Here is a 17,567-nt window from a genome sequence, read left to right on the forward strand (position 1 = left end):
CACAGTTTAATTTACACAACCGATAATGAGGCTGTTCGTCAGTAAAAACGTTATGAGAACGACCTGTCTTCGAGAACTTAAAGCAATAATTTTCGAAGGAAATTTTAGTTGCATCAAAAAAGCGCTACTCATTTGAACAAGATAATTAAACGTTTTCTTCATATTTATAACAAGTTTTGAGTTGATCATGAAATTGGCATATCATTTTTCAATCTGTCTTACAATCACAGTCATCACCACCTTCTCCTCTTTCATTTTCTTTTCATCATATTCGAACTGAAGAGATGATATTTTGATTGATTGTATATTGCCTTCCCAGTATTTCAGGGTTTTTACCAGATCGATATATTTCCCCGACAATGTCATATTGGCACTATACAGTTTATAATTGCCTTCGCTATCCAGCAATATGGGCTCGTATTGCTTCACTGTGATGCTGTCTTCTTCACATGCCGGACTGATTAGTTCGATCAGACGGCCATTGCTGGTCAGGTTCTCATCAGAGAACAGCACCGGTGCCAACATCGATTGGCTTAACGCCATATTCGGCAGCTGTTCTTCCAGGGTTTGAATCTGCCGATAATCATTATACAATTGAAATGTTTTGGAAAACGTGCATTTTCCCAGCACAAAGGGCATTAGTATGATCAATGCCGCTAACTTGATGATCCCGCTATAGTATCTCATAATATGATGTGTAATTCAAAATCATATGAACCGTTATCCTTCAAATTGTTGATATTGATGATGTCAACCTTGCTGAATAATTTATCTTCCTGTAAATATTGGGCGAACAGAAGTACTGTACCGGCAATTTCAGCCTTTCCTTTTACAATGATCAAATTCGCGTTGTTTTTTACGGCCCTGGCTCCGGCATTGGATCTGTTTTCAGGGAAGAAGACCATGGAGACCAATCGGACATCCTTCGGCATATAGGAGGCAATGCGATCTGATAGCAGGGCGAGGGGATATGAGCGAATCTTGTCGTACTCACCGAAAAGGCGGTTGGCTTTTTCATTGTTCTCCCTTTCCTGTTTACTTTTCTGAAGTCGGATGTTATAAGCTGTCTCACTGATCTCATATTTTTCCTTTATATTGGAAAATGCGATATAGTTGACAAAAAGGAGTACGAAGAAAAAGAGCAGAAACGGGAGCTTTATCTTATCAAACAGGCTGTCGAAAAAAAATGCGCTGAACTCTTTCGATTTCTTCAGGTGCTCAAAATTCAGCTTCTTTTCGTACAAGTCCAGCAGGGTGGTACGAAGATCGGTATCACTATGTCGGGATACTGTGATTTCCATGATGTGAAGGCTCCTGTCACGCAGTGCGTTCAATATATTTTCAACGGATGATTTTCGTATAAAATCAATGGTGGAAAAATCATTTTCTTCATGAACTGTCCAAAGCAGGTTCTCATTTTCAGTGATCTTTTTCACTCCATCATTATCGGAGGTTGCGAACTCTTTTGTACCCACGTCGCTACCTCTGATAAGCAACAGGGCGATGCCGTGCTTTCTCTTCGGCCATTCCTCCTTTTCATGACCGATCTCCCGAAGAATAATGTCGGAACTTTTTGATGAATATCTGGCAGTCGTTACCCGGGTAGAAGCAGTACCGTTACTTGCTTCCACTTCCGCAATGATGATTTCGCCCAATATAGAAGGGAGTAGTCGCATACTATTGAAGGATTATCGGCCTGATAAATACATTCAGCTTCTGGGAGGATCTTATTTTGGTGGTGTTGCCAAAAAGCAGGCGTAAAACCGGTACCCTTGCCAGAAAAGGCAAACCCCGCGAGGAGGTGTCGGTGAGGTTTTTCTCGATCCCTCCCAAAAGCACCATCTCCTGATCTTTTACCTTGATGATGGAATTAAAACTCCGCTTTGTCATCCCCGGAGGCGCATCCTCGTCGCTGCTCTCGCGCACGGTAAATTCTGCCTGGTCGAGATTGATCTGAAGGGTGATGACACTGTCGAGGCTTACGTAAGGCGTGATTTCCAGTATAAAGTTGGCCTCTACATTTTTCCACAGGTATGATTCCGATTGAAGCGGGTTTTGTGTCCCAATGATGTTGACCTGGCTCTCCTTGTAATATTTCACCTCCCCGCTTTTTAGCACGGCCTTGTGTCCGTTTAACGTAGATAGCCTGGGTGTCGACCTCAAAATGATTTTTCCGGCGTCTTCAAGAAACTTCAGATCGGCATAAAAATTGGGAGTTACCTTACCCAGGTTCATAGAACCGAAACCATTGAATGAGTTGATGATCTTGTTCACGGAAGCCGCGCTGAGCGAAAAATCGATACCCGGACTGATGACACCTCCGCTTACCGAAGGCTTGGCACCTACTCCCATGGATAAACCAATGGATTGCGACGTTTTGTCGGTGGCATCTACAATAATCACATCAAAGGAGATCAAGGGAACACTTCGGTCGATTTCATTCAGGAAGTTCATGATTCGTATTACCGCGCGCTGGTCGCCGTTGATGACAAGGCTGTTCAAATCGGGAAAGGTAATGATCTCCACGTTTGCTTTGAGTTCGGTAGGAATAAATTCCGACACTTTATCTACCATCCGATATTTCATTGGAAAAACCTGCACCGTGGATAAACGTTCCCCTTCGGTATTGCTGCCTATTATGTACACGCCATGATCTATGCGCCAGGTAATGTGGGTACCCGTGAACAGCACATTCAGAAAAGTATGCAGGTCAACTTCTTCCACATTTATATTGGTGGCATGACTGATATCGTTGGATAAAAAGTAGTTGATTCCAAGACGGTGAAACAGATCCGGTATCATGTCACGTACATTTCCTGCAGTGATCTTAGCCGTAATCAGCCCGACGCTGTCCACCAGAAGCTGATCAAACCGGAAGGCATGATCGGTTGTTTGTGATTGTTCTCCCTGGGGTTTGAACAGAGACCACGAACTTTCGGATTGCCTTGCATATCCGAGCCCGTTCACTGCCGCGATGGTTCTCACCGCCTCGTTCATATCCATGTTCGTACCATAAGCCGAAACCCGGTGTTCGTATAGAGGCTGAGGTATGACGATGTTATACCCGGTGCTCTCCATGATCTTTTTGGTTACAAACGACAATTTGCTGTCGGTAAAGTCAAAGGTGATCACCTCTCTCAGCGGATCATAAGCGATGTGTATTGGAGGCTCCGTTTCGGGTTCATTATAAGGAATAATGGATAGTATGTTATCCATTATTTCTACCTCGAGGCTTTTTTCTTTGCAGATAAAGAAAAGGATATCCACTATCGGAACCTGTTGCAGGTTGCAATTAATGAGTTTGTCAGGCCCGAAAGCCACGTTGATATTCAGAATCTGTGCTTTCGCCAGACTCCGGATCAGTTCGGAAACCGGGAAACTGGTGACAGAGACATCTACTTTCTCAGCATAACGGCTGTCGGCATACGACAAGCGCTGCAGTTTACCCTTCAGCTCAGCCAGCCGGGTTTCTTCAAGAGATTGTGCAAGCAGGTTTACCGATATGGATATCAGGATAATAAAGAAAGCGGAATATTTTTTCATCTGATCATTGTTCATATCGTTTCACTGATAAGCGGAAGAATTTCTTCCAGTGAGGTTTCACCTTTGGCAAACATTTCCAGAGCTGAATCTTTTAATGTTTTGATTTTGTGACGCTCTAGATATGCATCAATGTCAGGTTCACTTTTTCTAATGAGTTGCGATAAATGCTTGTCAATCGGTATCACCTCATAAATGGCTTTTCGTCCCAGGTAGCCGGTATAGTAACATCTTTCGCATCCTCTTTTTTCATGATAACCTGCGTTGGGATCTAAAGCAAACCCACTGGTAAAGGAAGCATCGGGATGTAATGCCTTTTTACAGTGGGGACACAACAACCGGATCAGTCTCTGTGCCACACAGGCAATCAGGGTCTCCGATATCAGGTAAGGGTGTACCCCCATGTCTATCAAGCGGGTAATGCTTCCCCATGCGCTGTTGGTATGCAGCGTAGATAATAAGAGGTGCCCGGTTAAGGAACTGCGTATGGCCATTTGAGCCGTATCCTGGTCGCGGATCTCGCCCAGCATGATGATGTCGGGGTCCTGCCGGAGGAAGGTGCGCAGGGCGCTTCCGAAAGTCAGACCTATCTCCTCCTTCAACTGCATCTGGTTAATTCCCGGCAGCGTATATTCCACGGGATCTTCAATGGTAAGGATATTGTTATCCTGTCGATTCAATATGCCCAGGGTGGCATATAACGTGGTACTTTTACCCGAGCCGGTAGGTCCGCTAATAAGGATAAGCCCGTTGGGTTGCATGATCGCCTGATAATAATCGGCATATTGCTTTTCACTAAACCCCAGGCAGCTTAGGGAAAGCAGGCGCTGATCTTTTGAGAGCAGACGGAGTACGATCTTTTCGCCGTAGATGGTGGGCATCACCGAAACGCGCACATCAAATTTGAGATTGTTCCTTTCAAAGAGGATCCGGCCATCCTGGGGTAGCCGTTTCTCGGAGATGTCAAGGTTGGCCAGTATCTTGAGACGGTTTACCAGTGCGGGGTAGTCCGTTCTATTGATGATATAGCGTTCAATCAGCTTCCCGTCGACCCTGAAACGGACACGGCATTTTTTCTCATACGGTTCAAAATGGATATCGCTCGATTTTAAGGTATCGGCTTCCTCGATCAGTTTACCTACAAAGTCAGCGTGGCTTATATTGAGGGATTGTGCATTTGAGGAGAAAGTCCGGTCCTGCCGGTAATAGAAATTCAATGCTTTGTCCAGTTCCGCATTATCTACCGGTTCAATCTCCACGCTTAAATCATAAATGATGGCAATCTCCTGTATAATTTTCTCATACGCCGTACTGCTGTCGCCATAACATTTTAGCATGTTATTTTCACCTGTTTCAAAGGGAATAATCCGATAATTCAAGGCATCGCTGCTGGAAAATAACTGGATCAGTTCGGTGGGGATATGGGCGTTTATCATAAGATTCAGATTAAGTGTTGATAGAGAAGAAGTATACATAGGCAGACTCCTACTCCCGATACCAGCGGAATGTTGCTGTCATTTCTGCGGATGGAAGCAATGATGATCCACATCAACAAGGTAACGACGAAAGATACCAGCATAAAGACAAGAAACGACCGGGGTGTAAAAAAAGGGGTCAGAAACAGGATAAACAAGATATCCCCTTTTCCTATGACCGACTGCACCGATTTATACTTCCATAAAAAATAGCCATATACGCATAATCCAATGAAGAGCGATAAAAATATGTTGGTTACCAGGTTGGTGCATGTTTCCCATAACCCGTTCTCCAACCAGCTTATGATCAGGACGGTTATTCCAAACAGCAATAAGTGCCACAAGATAACCGTTCTGCTTCTGTAATCTGAGAGGATCATCAGCGTTAAAGGTATCAGAATGATCAGTTGCATATTCAGTCTCTTTCGGTCTCTCTCAAATGTTTGTTATGATCTATTTCCCAGGTATTGAATGTGCCGTCACGGTCGAAATCCACCACAGCCATGGCCTGTGCCCGGTAACCATTCTCATCGGCTTCTACAATCTCAATCTTGTAGTTGGCAGTGCCGTCTTCACTTACGAGTGGTTGTTGTTCAAAACCCAGTTCATCCAGCGAGAGTGAGTATTTGGAATGGGTGAAGAAATAACTTTGTTGCAACGAGTGTAAAAAAACCAGTTGCTGTTGTGCCTCCACACTCTTAGCCTTCGAGATCAGTGGCATCAGGTTGGGTAGGGCAATTAACACCAGGATACCGATAATTACCAAAACTACCAACAGTTCAGACATAGAAAATGCATTCAGCCTTTTGGGAGTGAAATGCCGATTGATTAAATTTTTCATGCGACTATTTTATCTTTTTCATTACAAAGTCAAAATAAACTGTTTTTCTAAAACATGTCAATAGGTGCAGAGAAATCTCACCTGCTTTTGATGGTTAACATGCAATATATAAGATGTTTGAGAAAATAAATCTCACCAGCATAACCGGCTCAAAACCCAAAATAGGCAGGCTTGTGGTCGCATGAAAATCCCCTGTTTTTCACACAAAACTCCCCAACAATGGGTAATTGTTGGGGAGTATCACAATCACGACAGTTGTGGTCGTCAAGAAACCACTTCTCTTTCTTTAAAGAAAGTATCCAACCGAAAAGGTCGCCGTCCACATTTGTGTGGTGGGTTTTATTGAGCCGCCGCCCGAGATGATACCATATGCGGCCATATTGTTGAGTACCTGACGGAACCCGATACCGGCGGTAATGCTGTTCCTGATTTCAATGCCCGTTTCGGCTGCCAGGCCGGCGTTCCAGCGTTGCTGCAGATGCACATTGCTTTCATCCTGATCAAAAATACGCACGTTGGGCTCATACAGGCTCCATTTCAGTTTGAGGGGTACTTCGCCCGCTAACGACAGCTTCTCAAACATATCAGCTTTTAGCGCATATGTAGCAAATCCGCCTCCCATCAGGTAAATTTTGACGGTGGGTGAAAGTGCGAACTTTGTTTTCAGATACAAGGGTAACTGAAACGTGTGCATGTTCAAACTTCCGGTCACGGAAACATCTTCGGAAACATCAAACCATTTTTTAAACTGTCCGGGATTTATGTTGGCTCCACTGTTGAAGTAGATCAACTCGGTATGCAACCCCAGATGAGCACCAAACATGTATTCGGTCATAAATCCGGCATGAATGCCGGGACGCGGATCATAACTGTCGAGTTCAATGCCGTTGATATTCATGCTTACATTCGATAAATTTACTCCGCCTTTTATTCCGGTGTGGAATTGTGGAAACACGAATGAGGCCGATAATAACAATGCCGTGAGACAGATCATTTTTCTTGCCATGGTGATAGTTTGTATAAGCTTGGGGATTACCACGAACGGAAGCTGATGAACAGCGTCGCCATCAGGTTCGACACACTGATTTTCTCTTCTGGTTTCACGTTTTGTCCTTCCACGTTCAGGTTGTCAATCGAGCCCATCACGTACGACAGCTTAAGTCCCACCCCTGTCTTATTGTTCACTTTATATTCTCCTGCAATCCCAGCATTAACGCCCACGGTGGTCTTATTTCCCGTAATGCTCTGTCCGCTGTAATTCATATCGGCATTGAAGAAAAGCGGCCCGACACCCACGTGGGTAATCAACAGGAATTTTTCCGACTCGTTTCTCCCGACGAACGAAGGTCCGACATACACAATGCTTTGCGTTTCCTTGTAATTCACGGCTTGATCAATGCCCGGTATGGTTACATTATTTCCCGACGTGCTTGCCGAAGAAAAATTGGCATTCAAACCCAATCCCCAGCTTTCTTTAAAAAAGTATTGGGCATCGGCGTCAACTGTAAAACCGTGTCGCAGTTTTTTATTCATATCATCCAATGCGGCATCGCCTGTTTTCTCGATGTTGCCGAGGCGGTAAGCATAGCCACCGCCAATGGAAAAGCGGAAATCCCTATAACGTGGCATTGTTTGGTATTCTGCCTGCTGGGCCATGGCCGTTGAAAATACCGAAGTTAAAACGATAGCAGTTGCGAGTGCGATAAAGTACGTAAGTTTCATAAATAGGTGTTCTTTAAGTTGTTGATAAAAATAAATTAAAAAATATTTTATTCTTTTTCTCCACTGTAAGTGATCTTCCAATCTATTTCATTTAAATCATGAATCGTTAAGACATATTTACTATAATATAAATATTAGAACGAAAAAAGTTTATTTCCTCTATGATCCTCGATAATATGATTCTCTTTCTACTGGCCAATATGGTAATGACCTCATTATTGGAATTCCTTTTGGCCGGCGATCATCTGGATAGTATAACTTATAAACCACTTCTTTTGAACAAATATCCCCATTTTTAACGATATACTTAAACGGTACTGGATCATAAAAAAACATTGCCTCCGTTCTATTCATATCACCAGTCCCCCAAATTGGTCCAATCACACTATCATTCGACCAGACTACATTAAAATCGGGAGCACCTAACACAATACTAGTCTCTTTCATGATATTATTCAACCAAGTAGAATCACTTACATGAATGTGATCTTTGGTATACAGGTATGTTATTATTGTATCATTACACTTGAAATAGCAGTCGGGCCTTTTGAACATTATTTCAAAAATATATCTCGTCGAGAATAGATATAATTCATTGAAATTATCTCTTTCTACTATTTCTATAAGAAAAAACTTCTCATTTTGCCCTCCTGCTCCTGTTTGCATAAAATCTTCAAAAGCAACTTCTATATCATACACTACTTCGTTGCTCAACTCATTATCTTCTATATAGTGTATTTTATCACATAATTGAGGCCTTACAGTTTGAAATAAAAATAGAATAATAACGGTAAATATAATTTTTTTCATATTAAAGGTAAAATGTTTCTTAGAAATATTATTATTTGAAATAACCTGGACCACCATATTGATATCTGACACCACTCCAGCCAAGTACGTATCCAGTTATTCCAAATATTCGTGACAATAACAAATCTGCCCCTGATGGTGGACTATTATGTGGATGGGTATGTGTTTCAGAATAAACTCTAGCTCTTTGAAAAATATTGCCAATATAAAAAAAATCTCCAACTTTGTCAAAGTAAGTATAGCGGTATGCTTCATTCATAGAATTTCTCTGTTCTCCAATATTCACATTATAATTATATGGAGTAAAGTTTATTTTATTATCGTGTGCTACACTAGGTGGTCCCCAATCTACATTAAATGCTTCTCCAGATACACTTTCGAAATAATATCCTCTACTAGTTTGATAGTAAGATGTTTCCATTCCTAATTTTTTACTTAAATTTAGAGTGATTGCATCTGCTTCTTCCTGAGTACCAGTAAAATAATCTCCATCCCATTTCGGTTTTTGGTGTTGTTTGTATTTTACAGCAGTATCTTTTCGATTTTTATATGTCTCGTTTGCTCCAGCTAATTGTCCTAGTGCACCGCCAAGCGTTGAGCCTATAACCGCTCCTCTCTTTCCCATTTGATGCGCAAAACTTGAATTTCCATTACTATATAATAAGCCTCCTGCATATCCCGAACCATAACCTATTGCACCGCCAATAACTCCTCCTGCTACCGTGTATGCAGCTACAGTTCCGCTTGTACCAAAATGAGCAAAAAATGCTGTGTTTGCTAAGGCAGGAGCTCCAAGTGCAAAACCATATCCTCCTGCTCCTCCAATCACAGCACCTATTCCAATGCCAAGCCAAGTTTTTCCACTCCAACTCCACTTAAAAGGATTCAATTTTCCACCTTCCGCCGATGAACCTCCAATATACCCTCCGATTACTGCTCCAATAATAACAGGTATAAACCATGCTAGTTCACCATCCTGATCAATATACACCAGCGGATTATTCATCGCGTAGGTATACCGGTTATAATTTTGTGATATAAATGGATTTTGCACATAGGGATCGGGGCTTAAGAACCGTCCCAATGCCGCATCGTAAAGACGCGCATTCATATTAATCAGTCCGAACCAGGTCAGGTGTTCGTGACCCGTGTATCCCCTGCCGAGGTACAAAACCGGTTCACTGCCGGGCGTGTATGCGACGTGTGTGGAGGGATTTCTTAACCGTCCCCATGCGTCATAGCTTAATTCCTGTTTCAAAGAACCATCGGCATTCGCCACGTGGGTGATACTGCCCAGATAATCACGACAAATATAGTAAATATTCCACACACCCGCTTCTTTTACCAGGACAGCGGGTGCCGAATAGGCATCCCCTCCCAGATAGAGCCGTTCGGTATTGGACTGCAGGTCCAGTTCATACTGTCCCCCGATGTAGTATCTGGTCAATACCGGAGTGACTCCGTTGGCTACATACATTTTCACCCTCCCGCCGGCCGCGTTGTAGGTGAACGATGCGCTCAAGCCATTTTCGTCGATACGTGATGGACGCTGGAACGAGGTGTACGATACGCTCTGGTTGCGCAAGAGTACGGCCATGCCTTCCGGGTTGAGCATGGTCACCTGGTACGACTTGTCCATGTTGCCGTATGCCATGGTGCCCACCCCTTCGATGTGGGTGATATTTCCATTGTCGGCATAGGTGATTACCTTGCCGGCGGCACTGGTCAGACGGTTCAGGTTGTCGTAGGAGAACGATTCCGTCCTTGTGTGTCTGTTGTCTGTACGACTTAAAAGGTTTCCTTTCTGCGTGTCAAAACTGTAGGAGAAGTTCTGGATGCTGCCGGCCGTCCTGCCGGTAGGTATACCATAGTCGTTATAGGAGTAGCTTCTGTTCATGCTTCCGGTGGTGGCTGCCGTGGGTTGACCGGGATCATTCTCCGCCGTCAGTTTCCAGATGGTGGTGGAGCCGTTTAGCCTGATCTCCGTATTGTGTCCGTAGGCATACAGGAAACTTTCCGTGCCAAGCGTCCCGCTTTGGGCCGCATATTGTACCGAGGATACATTTCCATCACCATAGGTGTAAGTCTTTTGCAGCCACTTGTTATCGGGAACGGTTTCCTTTTCTGTCAGTATCCGGTCAAACGTGTCGTAAGTGAATGCCTTAGAGGTACCGTTCGTGGAAGTTTCGCCCGCCAGTAACTCGTCCGCATTATACACGTAATTAGTCGTGAACTCACCCTGCCGTTGCAGGCTGGTGATACGGCCATATTTATCAAAAACCGACACGCTGGTTCCCTTGGGGTTTGTTTCGGTAAGAGTCAACACTCCCGCAGAAGAATAGACGGGCTCAGTAATTTGGCGCCCGGCGCTCGGGTCCACCAAGGCGGTTTGCCTGCCAAAGGCATCATACTCAAACGAAGTGATAACACCACCCGGAGCCGTGATGGACGAGGGTTGTCCGTCGGGGCGGAGGCTATAGGAGATGGTTCCCCCGGGGTCGGTCACGCTTGCCAAGGCACCCGAGGCATCGGTCGTTTTGGTGGTAGCAATTCCGTTTTTGGTTTCCGTCACACTCAACCCGTTGTAACTCCAGGAGGTAGTTTTGCCGGAAGCTTCCAAAAGCTGGGTAGGACGGTGATAGGTGTCGAACGAATAGCTATTCCAGTAAGATGGAGAAGCGCCTCTGAAAGGCAATGACACCTTCTCGAGCCTGCCCTTGTTGTCGTATGCGTTGTCCACATACTGCCACTGGCCGTCGAAACGTTGATTCCCTTTGCGCAACCCACGCCCCGCCGCATCGTAATGTGCCACTGTTGAAGGTTGTCCGGTAACCGTCCTGGTCACGGTGTACACTCCCTGTCCGCCCCATGCGGGTGTGGTGGCTTCAGTCACGCCATCATGACCCGTCACTGAAACAGGTTGTCCCCAATCATCAAACGTGCGGGTAGTGATACGTCCTTTGTGGTCGGTAACTGTACGTGCATTCCCGTACTTATCGTAATTGGAGAATGTGGTAGTTTGCGAGAATGCATTGGTCTGCGAGGCAAGATACCTTCCGGAGGGATCATAGGTATAAGTATTTCCTAAAAACTCCGTCACGTTGTAGGGCGCCGTTTTTTCAGAGGCAACAATACCACTGCCGTTCGTCTCGTATGTCCACTTGGTTTCTCCTGTTTTATTCACGGCAGTCGTGCCGGTGTAGGTGCTCCTGCCCAGTGGAAGGCGGGTTGTGGCATCGTATGTAATCTCTTCCTTGTCCTGCCACGACGCACCACCGCGTGTACTGGTCACTGTTTTTATCAATGGTTGCCCAATCAGGTAGCGCGATGAGGAAACCGAGTTATGATAGGTTTGATTGGTGACAGTATTCAAAGCCGAACCGATATTATGATTCACTTGTGTCGGGTTACCATATGCATCATAGTCATAATAGGCATAGGTGTAAACATTGGTCAGCTTATCTGTTTCCGACACGTTATATGCCCTGGGGTTTGCCTGCTTGTTACTTTCTTCGTTTCTTATGTAGTTATAAAAACTCTCTTTCAACGGGGAACTGAGAGATATTGTGACACCAAACATCTGGGGATCTTTGGTTTCAACGGACTCCATGTTTAGCATGTAGTCAAACGTTCTTACTTTCTCGAATCCACAAAAGCCCAGTCCCTGCTGGTGAATTACCGCCCCGTAATAGGTATAATATTGATGCTTTATGTAATTCCCGTAGTTTGGTAAAGTGACATAAGCCGAAGAGAGTAGGTTCAACGGGAAAATCGAAGATGCGTACGGGTAAGAGCGGGATGTTGTGGTTGGGATATAATTACCACCCTCCGCCATATTAGAATAGTTGTTCTGATGCAGCGAGCCGTAACTGTCTGTCGTCAATGTGAGCAAGTTTGCCTTGCTCTCGTCCTTGGTATAGGTTATGGTATATATTTCAGCATCTTTAATACAAACCAGGTAGCTTGAGTTGTAATAATTCACCACATTCGAAGGCATAAAACCGGATGTTCCGGAAGGAACGTTGATGGGGCTCACCGGCGTGGAGCTTTGAATGGTTCCTTTGGAATTTAAATACAACTTTGCCTGTGTGCCCCTTATTTGTATCAGGTCGGAGAGCCCGTCCCGGTTCATATCCATCACGGTTATCTTGTCATCATATTCTACGTTGACAATATTCTGCGTGGTGGCGGTAAATCCTTTCCCCGTATTGATATAGCAACTCCATTGATTCCCGTTATCCACATATCCCATTTCAATTTCGGCCAATATCACAGATCCATGTGTGGGGCAGCAAAGACTTTGCCCCGGATAGTTCGGATCGTTGTAACATGTTTGTAACTGTAAACCACACTCGCGGCAGCTTGCGTTATAAGGATTCTGCTCATAATAAAGCTTAAGATCTATGCCACAGTATCTGCAGTGAATACTATACGAGTCTGTGATGGGTTCGCTTCCATCACAGTATGGGCAATTATGCGGAGCCCACACCGGAAGTTCCACATACTGTATGTCTTGATATGAATCATTCGGTGGGACAAGGATGTCGAGCTTGCCGTCCGCGTTCAAATCTCCGAACTTTACTTTTTTGTAAAAGGCCGACCGGGGAACAGCGGTAGAACCGTACTGATAGGTGAAGCTGTTTCCCGAAAGGCCGTACACATTGTAAGCAGAAGCGCTTGCATGGCACAATTCAGATTTGGCGTCACCGTTCACATCAAACGTGTGCACATATGTATCTTCGTAAGTGGAATGTGAAAAAAGTGTGTTCTCACTGATCAGACTCCCGCTGTTCAGGTCGACCACTGCAAAGTAAGAGGTCCTGTCCTGGTTATCAAAAGTCTTGTTGTGCGAAACGGTCACCATTTGTATCTGTCCGTCTCCTCTGAAATCTCCAAAGTAGTAGCTTCTGGAAACAGGACTGTAATAATAGTCGTCGCTGTTGACCACCCCTTCCACATTTACATTGAAGGTGCGGGTAGTGTATGCAGTTCCCGTCGTGAGGGTGTAAACCGTTACCTTCAGGACGGTCTTGGATCCGGATGTCCCGTTAAAGTTCACTTTAACGATTTCATCCACGCCGTCTCCGTTCACATCCACGGCATTGATGGTTTGAAATCCAGATTCAGCTGTAATGGAGATTGAATTGCTGAAGAAATCGAGATTTGGTACAATCAGGATGGTTTGATCGGCAGGATAAGTACTCCCATATAAATAGGCATAAACGTAATGGAACGGCACCCATCTTCTTCGTGTAGCTAACAGGCCATACGTTGAAAATTTACCCGGGAAGGTGATCATACCGTCGCCGAAACTGTTTTTTCGGAATTTTCCACGAATATACTGCATCTTATTGGCCGGGGTGTTGTTAAAATACTGAGAAAGGAATCCATACAGCTCTTCATCAAATTGCCCGTTTGACATATAAGACGGATAGTAGTCATAACCGAAAACGAGTGGGTTCAGGGAACTTGTGCCGGAAGAACAATCCAGCCGGGTAAGCCTGTTTACTTCGCTTTCCAGCGTATGGGTAAGGGTATACGTCCGTATTTCCTGTCCATTATTGTAAGAGGTCACCTTTTTCAATAATTGATTCAGAGAGATTCCGGTATTGGAAATATAAGCGGTAGTGTAATCTGTTCTGGCAACATATTCAAACCGGATTTCAGCCGGATGTGTGGTTGTCTTGCTTCCATACTTTATCTTCGAGATGAAATACATGTTGCCGGACTGCAAATATTCAAAATCTATCCTGTACCCTTTCATATCCACGATGGAGGTTACAGGATACGTATGTTTCATGACCGTGTTGTTGGTAAATCCGTAGGTTGCCTTGCTGCCATCGGGGAACAAGGCCTCAAAATAGGCAACATTGCTGCCGTACATGATTTTCTTCACCAAGATATATCCTTGTGCGGTCTCGTAATGGTAGTCGGGAACAGCGGTATTGTTGTTCGTGACCAACCGGGTTCCGTCCAAAGAAAAGGCACAGGCTGAAGGATTGGAAAGATCGGCCGGGGCGCTTGTCCCGTCGTAGTGTATGGTTTTGTTGGTTACATTGATCGCTGTCAATCCGGAAATGTTCCAGCCATATCCTGCCGGCGAGTTGCCCATTTGGCTGTTGTAGTTCAATGACACCTGAGGAGCAGCTGAAGCAACCGGGGCGGTGAGGATTGGAACAGTGATCGTTTTACCGCCGGAAGGTGTCACCCCTTCTTCAAAAGGAATCTGCCCCACAGACTTGCTTTGATCGATTGACTGTACGGTGATGCCGGTGGTCGTTGCTCTTTCGGGCTGAGTTTCAGCCGACGCCTCCTTCCTGTCAGCCGGTGCTTTCTTTGCATTCGCATTGACGGTAGATCCGGAAGTATATAATTCACCGAAATCAAAGGGTTCATAAATATAGTGTGTAATGGTATCGCCTTTTGCGGTTATTTCAAAGCGTGTTCTGACATCTTTCCTTTGTTGTAATTCCGCTATCTCGTCGGACACATTTTTCACCGTGCCTGTTCTCAACGAATCTGGTACCGGATTTCTCCTCACGACGGAATGGATGGTATCATCGGCCGTTTGGGAAAAAACGACCGTGTTTACAATCGATAAAACGAGTATCCCGGCAAAGATTATTACCGGAACACTTTTTATGGAAGTGTATAAAGTTTTCATAAGGGTATGTGTCAAGTTAGGTATTTGGTTACAATTTAATCAACTCCCATTCGGAAGAGTGATCGTTTACGAGGATATGGAGCGTGTAAGTGCCTGGTGGAACCTCCTCCAGTTCCACGCGTGTTTTCCTGTCAGATAGAATATCTCCGGTTAATAGATCGTCATTCTTGTCTGAAAGGGTGTATGTTCCCTCTAATAAGGAATCGTGGCTACTTACTTGGATTGTAAGACCGGGCTTTTCGCGCTCGACATGGATGGAAAGTTCTCTTCCGTGGATGTTCTCCACGTAAAAGCGGGATGAGTCATGCTGCTCCCCGCCAGAGGGATGATAGGCACCCACTACAATAGTCCGGCTGATGCGGTTACCCGCGGCATCGTAAGCATAAGAAAGCTGTTGCGACCAGCCTGTAAGGGAGAACAGCAAAACAAAAAATAGGAGAATAGTTTTCTTCTTGTTGTCAAGTTTTGTCACGGTACCACGGAAACCCGTAATTGCATGGAAGGACTTCATCCGCCCCCATGGTAAGACCCCGGGAAAAATGTTTGGCTTCATAGCTGTTTATTTTTGACTGATGGATTATGGGGTCAAAATAAACTGTTTTTCTAAAACATGTCAATAGGTGCAGAGAAATCTCACCTGTTTTTGACGGTTAACATGCAATAAATAAGATGTTTGAAAAAATAATTCTCACCTGGTTAATGGATCAGAAAATCAAAAAAGTGACATGATCTGTTCAAAATTATTGATCGATGAAGCATTTTCTTTCAGTTTTTTCTTTAAATAAGTTTTTCTTGATTTCAGGTTAACCAGGTTTATATTTAAAAATGCGGCTATCTGGGAATTTTCAAGTTTCATCGCGAGCATGGCCAACAGAAGATGATCTCCTTCATTCAGGAAATTCTGTTCAGATGAAAGCTCTATCAAATTATTAGATATTTGCGATAAGAACAGCTGATTTGAGAGGTCATTAAATTGCTCTTTCCCCTGTTCTATCATTTTTTTAAAATCATCGGCCAGCTCATTCTTATTTCTTCGACCACCTCTGATTTTCATTTCAAATAAACTCATTAGTTGCTTATTTTCTGAATATTGGGTTAAATATAAACTGAATATCTTAATTCTGTGGCTTTGCTCTGTTGCTTTGTTTTGCAACAACAAGGCCTGAGATTCTATTGCCAGTTTCTCTGCTTGGAGTATGTCATTTTTTAATTTAGCCATTCTTTTGCGTTTTGAATAAACGAACAAGACGAAGGATAAAATGAGTATCAACAGAAACAACAGAAGTAAAAGAATTTTTGCTTTTGATTCTGCTTTCAATGCTTTGTTTTCGGCTTCGGTAAGGTTATAAAGCTTTTCCAGTTCTAAAATTCTTTTGTCAACCCGCTCATCCACCGATTTTTGGTAGCTTTCAAACATTTTTTTCCTGTATTCTTCTGCCATTTTATAGTCATCCCGTAGCAAGGCGATATCCGCAATGTTCTGGTATAACAGATAATTTGATCTATACGTTGAATCTTTGTTTTGTTGAATTGCCTGTAAACCGTAATACATGGCACTATCTACCTGATTCAGACTCTTGTACTTGGTGGAAATTGAAAAAAAGGTATGAGATTCATCCACCTTATAAAGAACGAAAGGGAGTAGATGGGACATTTGCATTTCGAGTTGTAAAGAAAGATTATCATTGCCCTGGATAAGGTAATAGGTAGATTGCATGTTCAACAAATTGTATTCTTCCTGCCGGGAAATATTTTCAATGGCCAAAAGCTTGTCTAAATACATTTTTCCTGCCAGCGTATCCTCCCGCTTCATTTCATTCCAGAAAAGGGCTGTGTATGCATCAAAAATATGTGTTTTGTTATTCTCCAACTCCGCAAAACGGAGACTTTCCAGGTAATAATGATTTGCCTCTATAGGGTTATTATGACTGTAATGCATATCACCCAAATGATAATGGATCAAGTATCCTGCAGAAAAATTATTGACTTTTGATTCATTGAAAAGCTTTTCAGCCTCCTTTAACGGTTTGTAAGTCATGGTGTCAATATGCCCCATCCGAATACCCACTATACTACGATAAATTAGTGAGCGGATATGGTCTATTGATCCTGGTTGGCTTTTCCAATAGTACTGCTCAGTTTCGGTAATCAATGAATCAGAACTGAATTCTGTATATGTTTTATCATCGACAATGGTTTTTAAAAGCCCATAATAAGCGCTATTAGCTTGGGATAATTTCTCAGGTTCAATCGCCTGGAGGCTGTCGAGAACCATGTCTGGGTGACGTTCCAGCAGAGCGTCCCATTGTTGCAGTCGGGCATAGGTAAGTTTCTCCTGTTTCCTGTCGCATCCGATAAACAGCAGAAACAGAGACACGACTACTATCGTAATCCGACGTCCGAAGTCGGACTTGGTTATTGTTGAAAGTTTCATGTATCGCAGAAGAAGAATAGAAGACCTCTAAGATACAAAAGTAAGGAAATAAATGAACAATAAAGTTAAAAAAAGACCTCT

At 43.8% G+C, this 17,567-nt stretch carries 12 protein-coding genes; all 12 read right to left on the minus strand.

The window, feature by feature from the left end; translation table 11 throughout:
- Positions 1–201: 201 nt before the first annotated feature.
- On the minus strand, positions 202–687 hold the full coding sequence (locus B3Z75_RS01185; RefSeq protein WP_238868110.1) for a hypothetical protein: 486 nt from the start codon (positions 685–687) through the stop codon (positions 202–204).
- Positions 684–1,676: a hypothetical protein gene (locus B3Z75_RS01190; RefSeq protein WP_238868111.1), complete on the minus strand. Its 993-nt coding sequence runs from the start codon at positions 1,674–1,676 to the stop codon at positions 684–686. Before B3Z75_RS01190 ends, B3Z75_RS01185 begins: the two co-directional genes overlap by 4 nt.
- A 1-nt stretch (position 1,677) precedes the next feature.
- Positions 1,678–3,543, minus strand: a complete 1,866-nt coding sequence (locus B3Z75_RS01195) for a type II secretion system protein GspD (RefSeq protein ID WP_238868112.1) — start codon at positions 3,541–3,543, stop codon at positions 1,678–1,680.
- Between the two features lie 11 nt (positions 3,544–3,554).
- Positions 3,555–4,976 (minus strand): GspE/PulE family protein, encoded by a 1,422-nt coding sequence (locus B3Z75_RS01200; RefSeq protein WP_238868113.1) that lies wholly within the window; start codon positions 4,974–4,976, stop codon positions 3,555–3,557.
- A 5-nt stretch (positions 4,977–4,981) separates the two neighbouring features.
- Complete coding sequence (locus B3Z75_RS01205) at positions 4,982–5,428, minus strand: hypothetical protein (protein WP_238868114.1); 447 nt, start codon at positions 5,426–5,428, stop codon at positions 4,982–4,984.
- A gap of 2 nt (positions 5,429–5,430) precedes the next feature.
- Positions 5,431–5,856 carry a type IV pilin protein gene (locus tag B3Z75_RS01210; RefSeq protein WP_238868115.1) on the minus strand — a complete coding sequence of 142 codons (426 nt, stop codon included), beginning with the start codon at positions 5,854–5,856 and terminating at the stop codon, positions 5,431–5,433.
- A gap of 286 nt (positions 5,857–6,142) precedes the next feature.
- A complete protein-coding gene (locus tag B3Z75_RS01215; protein ID WP_238868116.1) occupies positions 6,143–6,862 on the minus strand; it encodes a porin family protein in 720 nt (239 codons plus the stop codon).
- 26 nt (positions 6,863–6,888) lie between these two features.
- Positions 6,889–7,578 carry an outer membrane beta-barrel protein gene (locus B3Z75_RS01220; RefSeq protein ID WP_238868117.1) on the minus strand — a complete coding sequence of 230 codons (690 nt, stop codon included), beginning with the start codon at positions 7,576–7,578 and terminating at the stop codon, positions 6,889–6,891.
- A gap of 159 nt (positions 7,579–7,737) precedes the next feature.
- The gene (locus B3Z75_RS01225) at positions 7,738–8,388 is read right to left on the minus strand and encodes a hypothetical protein (protein WP_238868118.1); all 651 of its coding nucleotides are present in this window, start codon (positions 8,386–8,388) and stop codon (positions 7,738–7,740) included.
- A 31-nt stretch (positions 8,389–8,419) separates the two neighbouring features.
- Positions 8,420–15,052 (minus strand): RHS repeat-associated core domain-containing protein, encoded by a 6,633-nt coding sequence (locus B3Z75_RS01230; RefSeq protein WP_286845248.1) that lies wholly within the window; start codon positions 15,050–15,052, stop codon positions 8,420–8,422.
- 28 nt (positions 15,053–15,080) lie between these two features.
- The gene (locus tag B3Z75_RS01235) at positions 15,081–15,605 is read right to left on the minus strand and encodes a hypothetical protein (RefSeq protein WP_238868120.1); all 525 of its coding nucleotides are present in this window, start codon (positions 15,603–15,605) and stop codon (positions 15,081–15,083) included.
- Between the two features lie 159 nt (positions 15,606–15,764).
- Entirely contained in the window at positions 15,765–17,486 is a 1,722-nt protein-coding gene (locus B3Z75_RS01240; RefSeq protein ID WP_238868121.1) for a hypothetical protein, read from the minus strand.
- Between the last annotated feature and the right edge of the window lie 81 nt (positions 17,487–17,567).

The organism is Proteiniphilum sp. UBA1028, from assembly GCF_002316955.1.
Classification (GTDB): domain Bacteria; phylum Bacteroidota; class Bacteroidia; order Bacteroidales; family Dysgonomonadaceae; genus Proteiniphilum.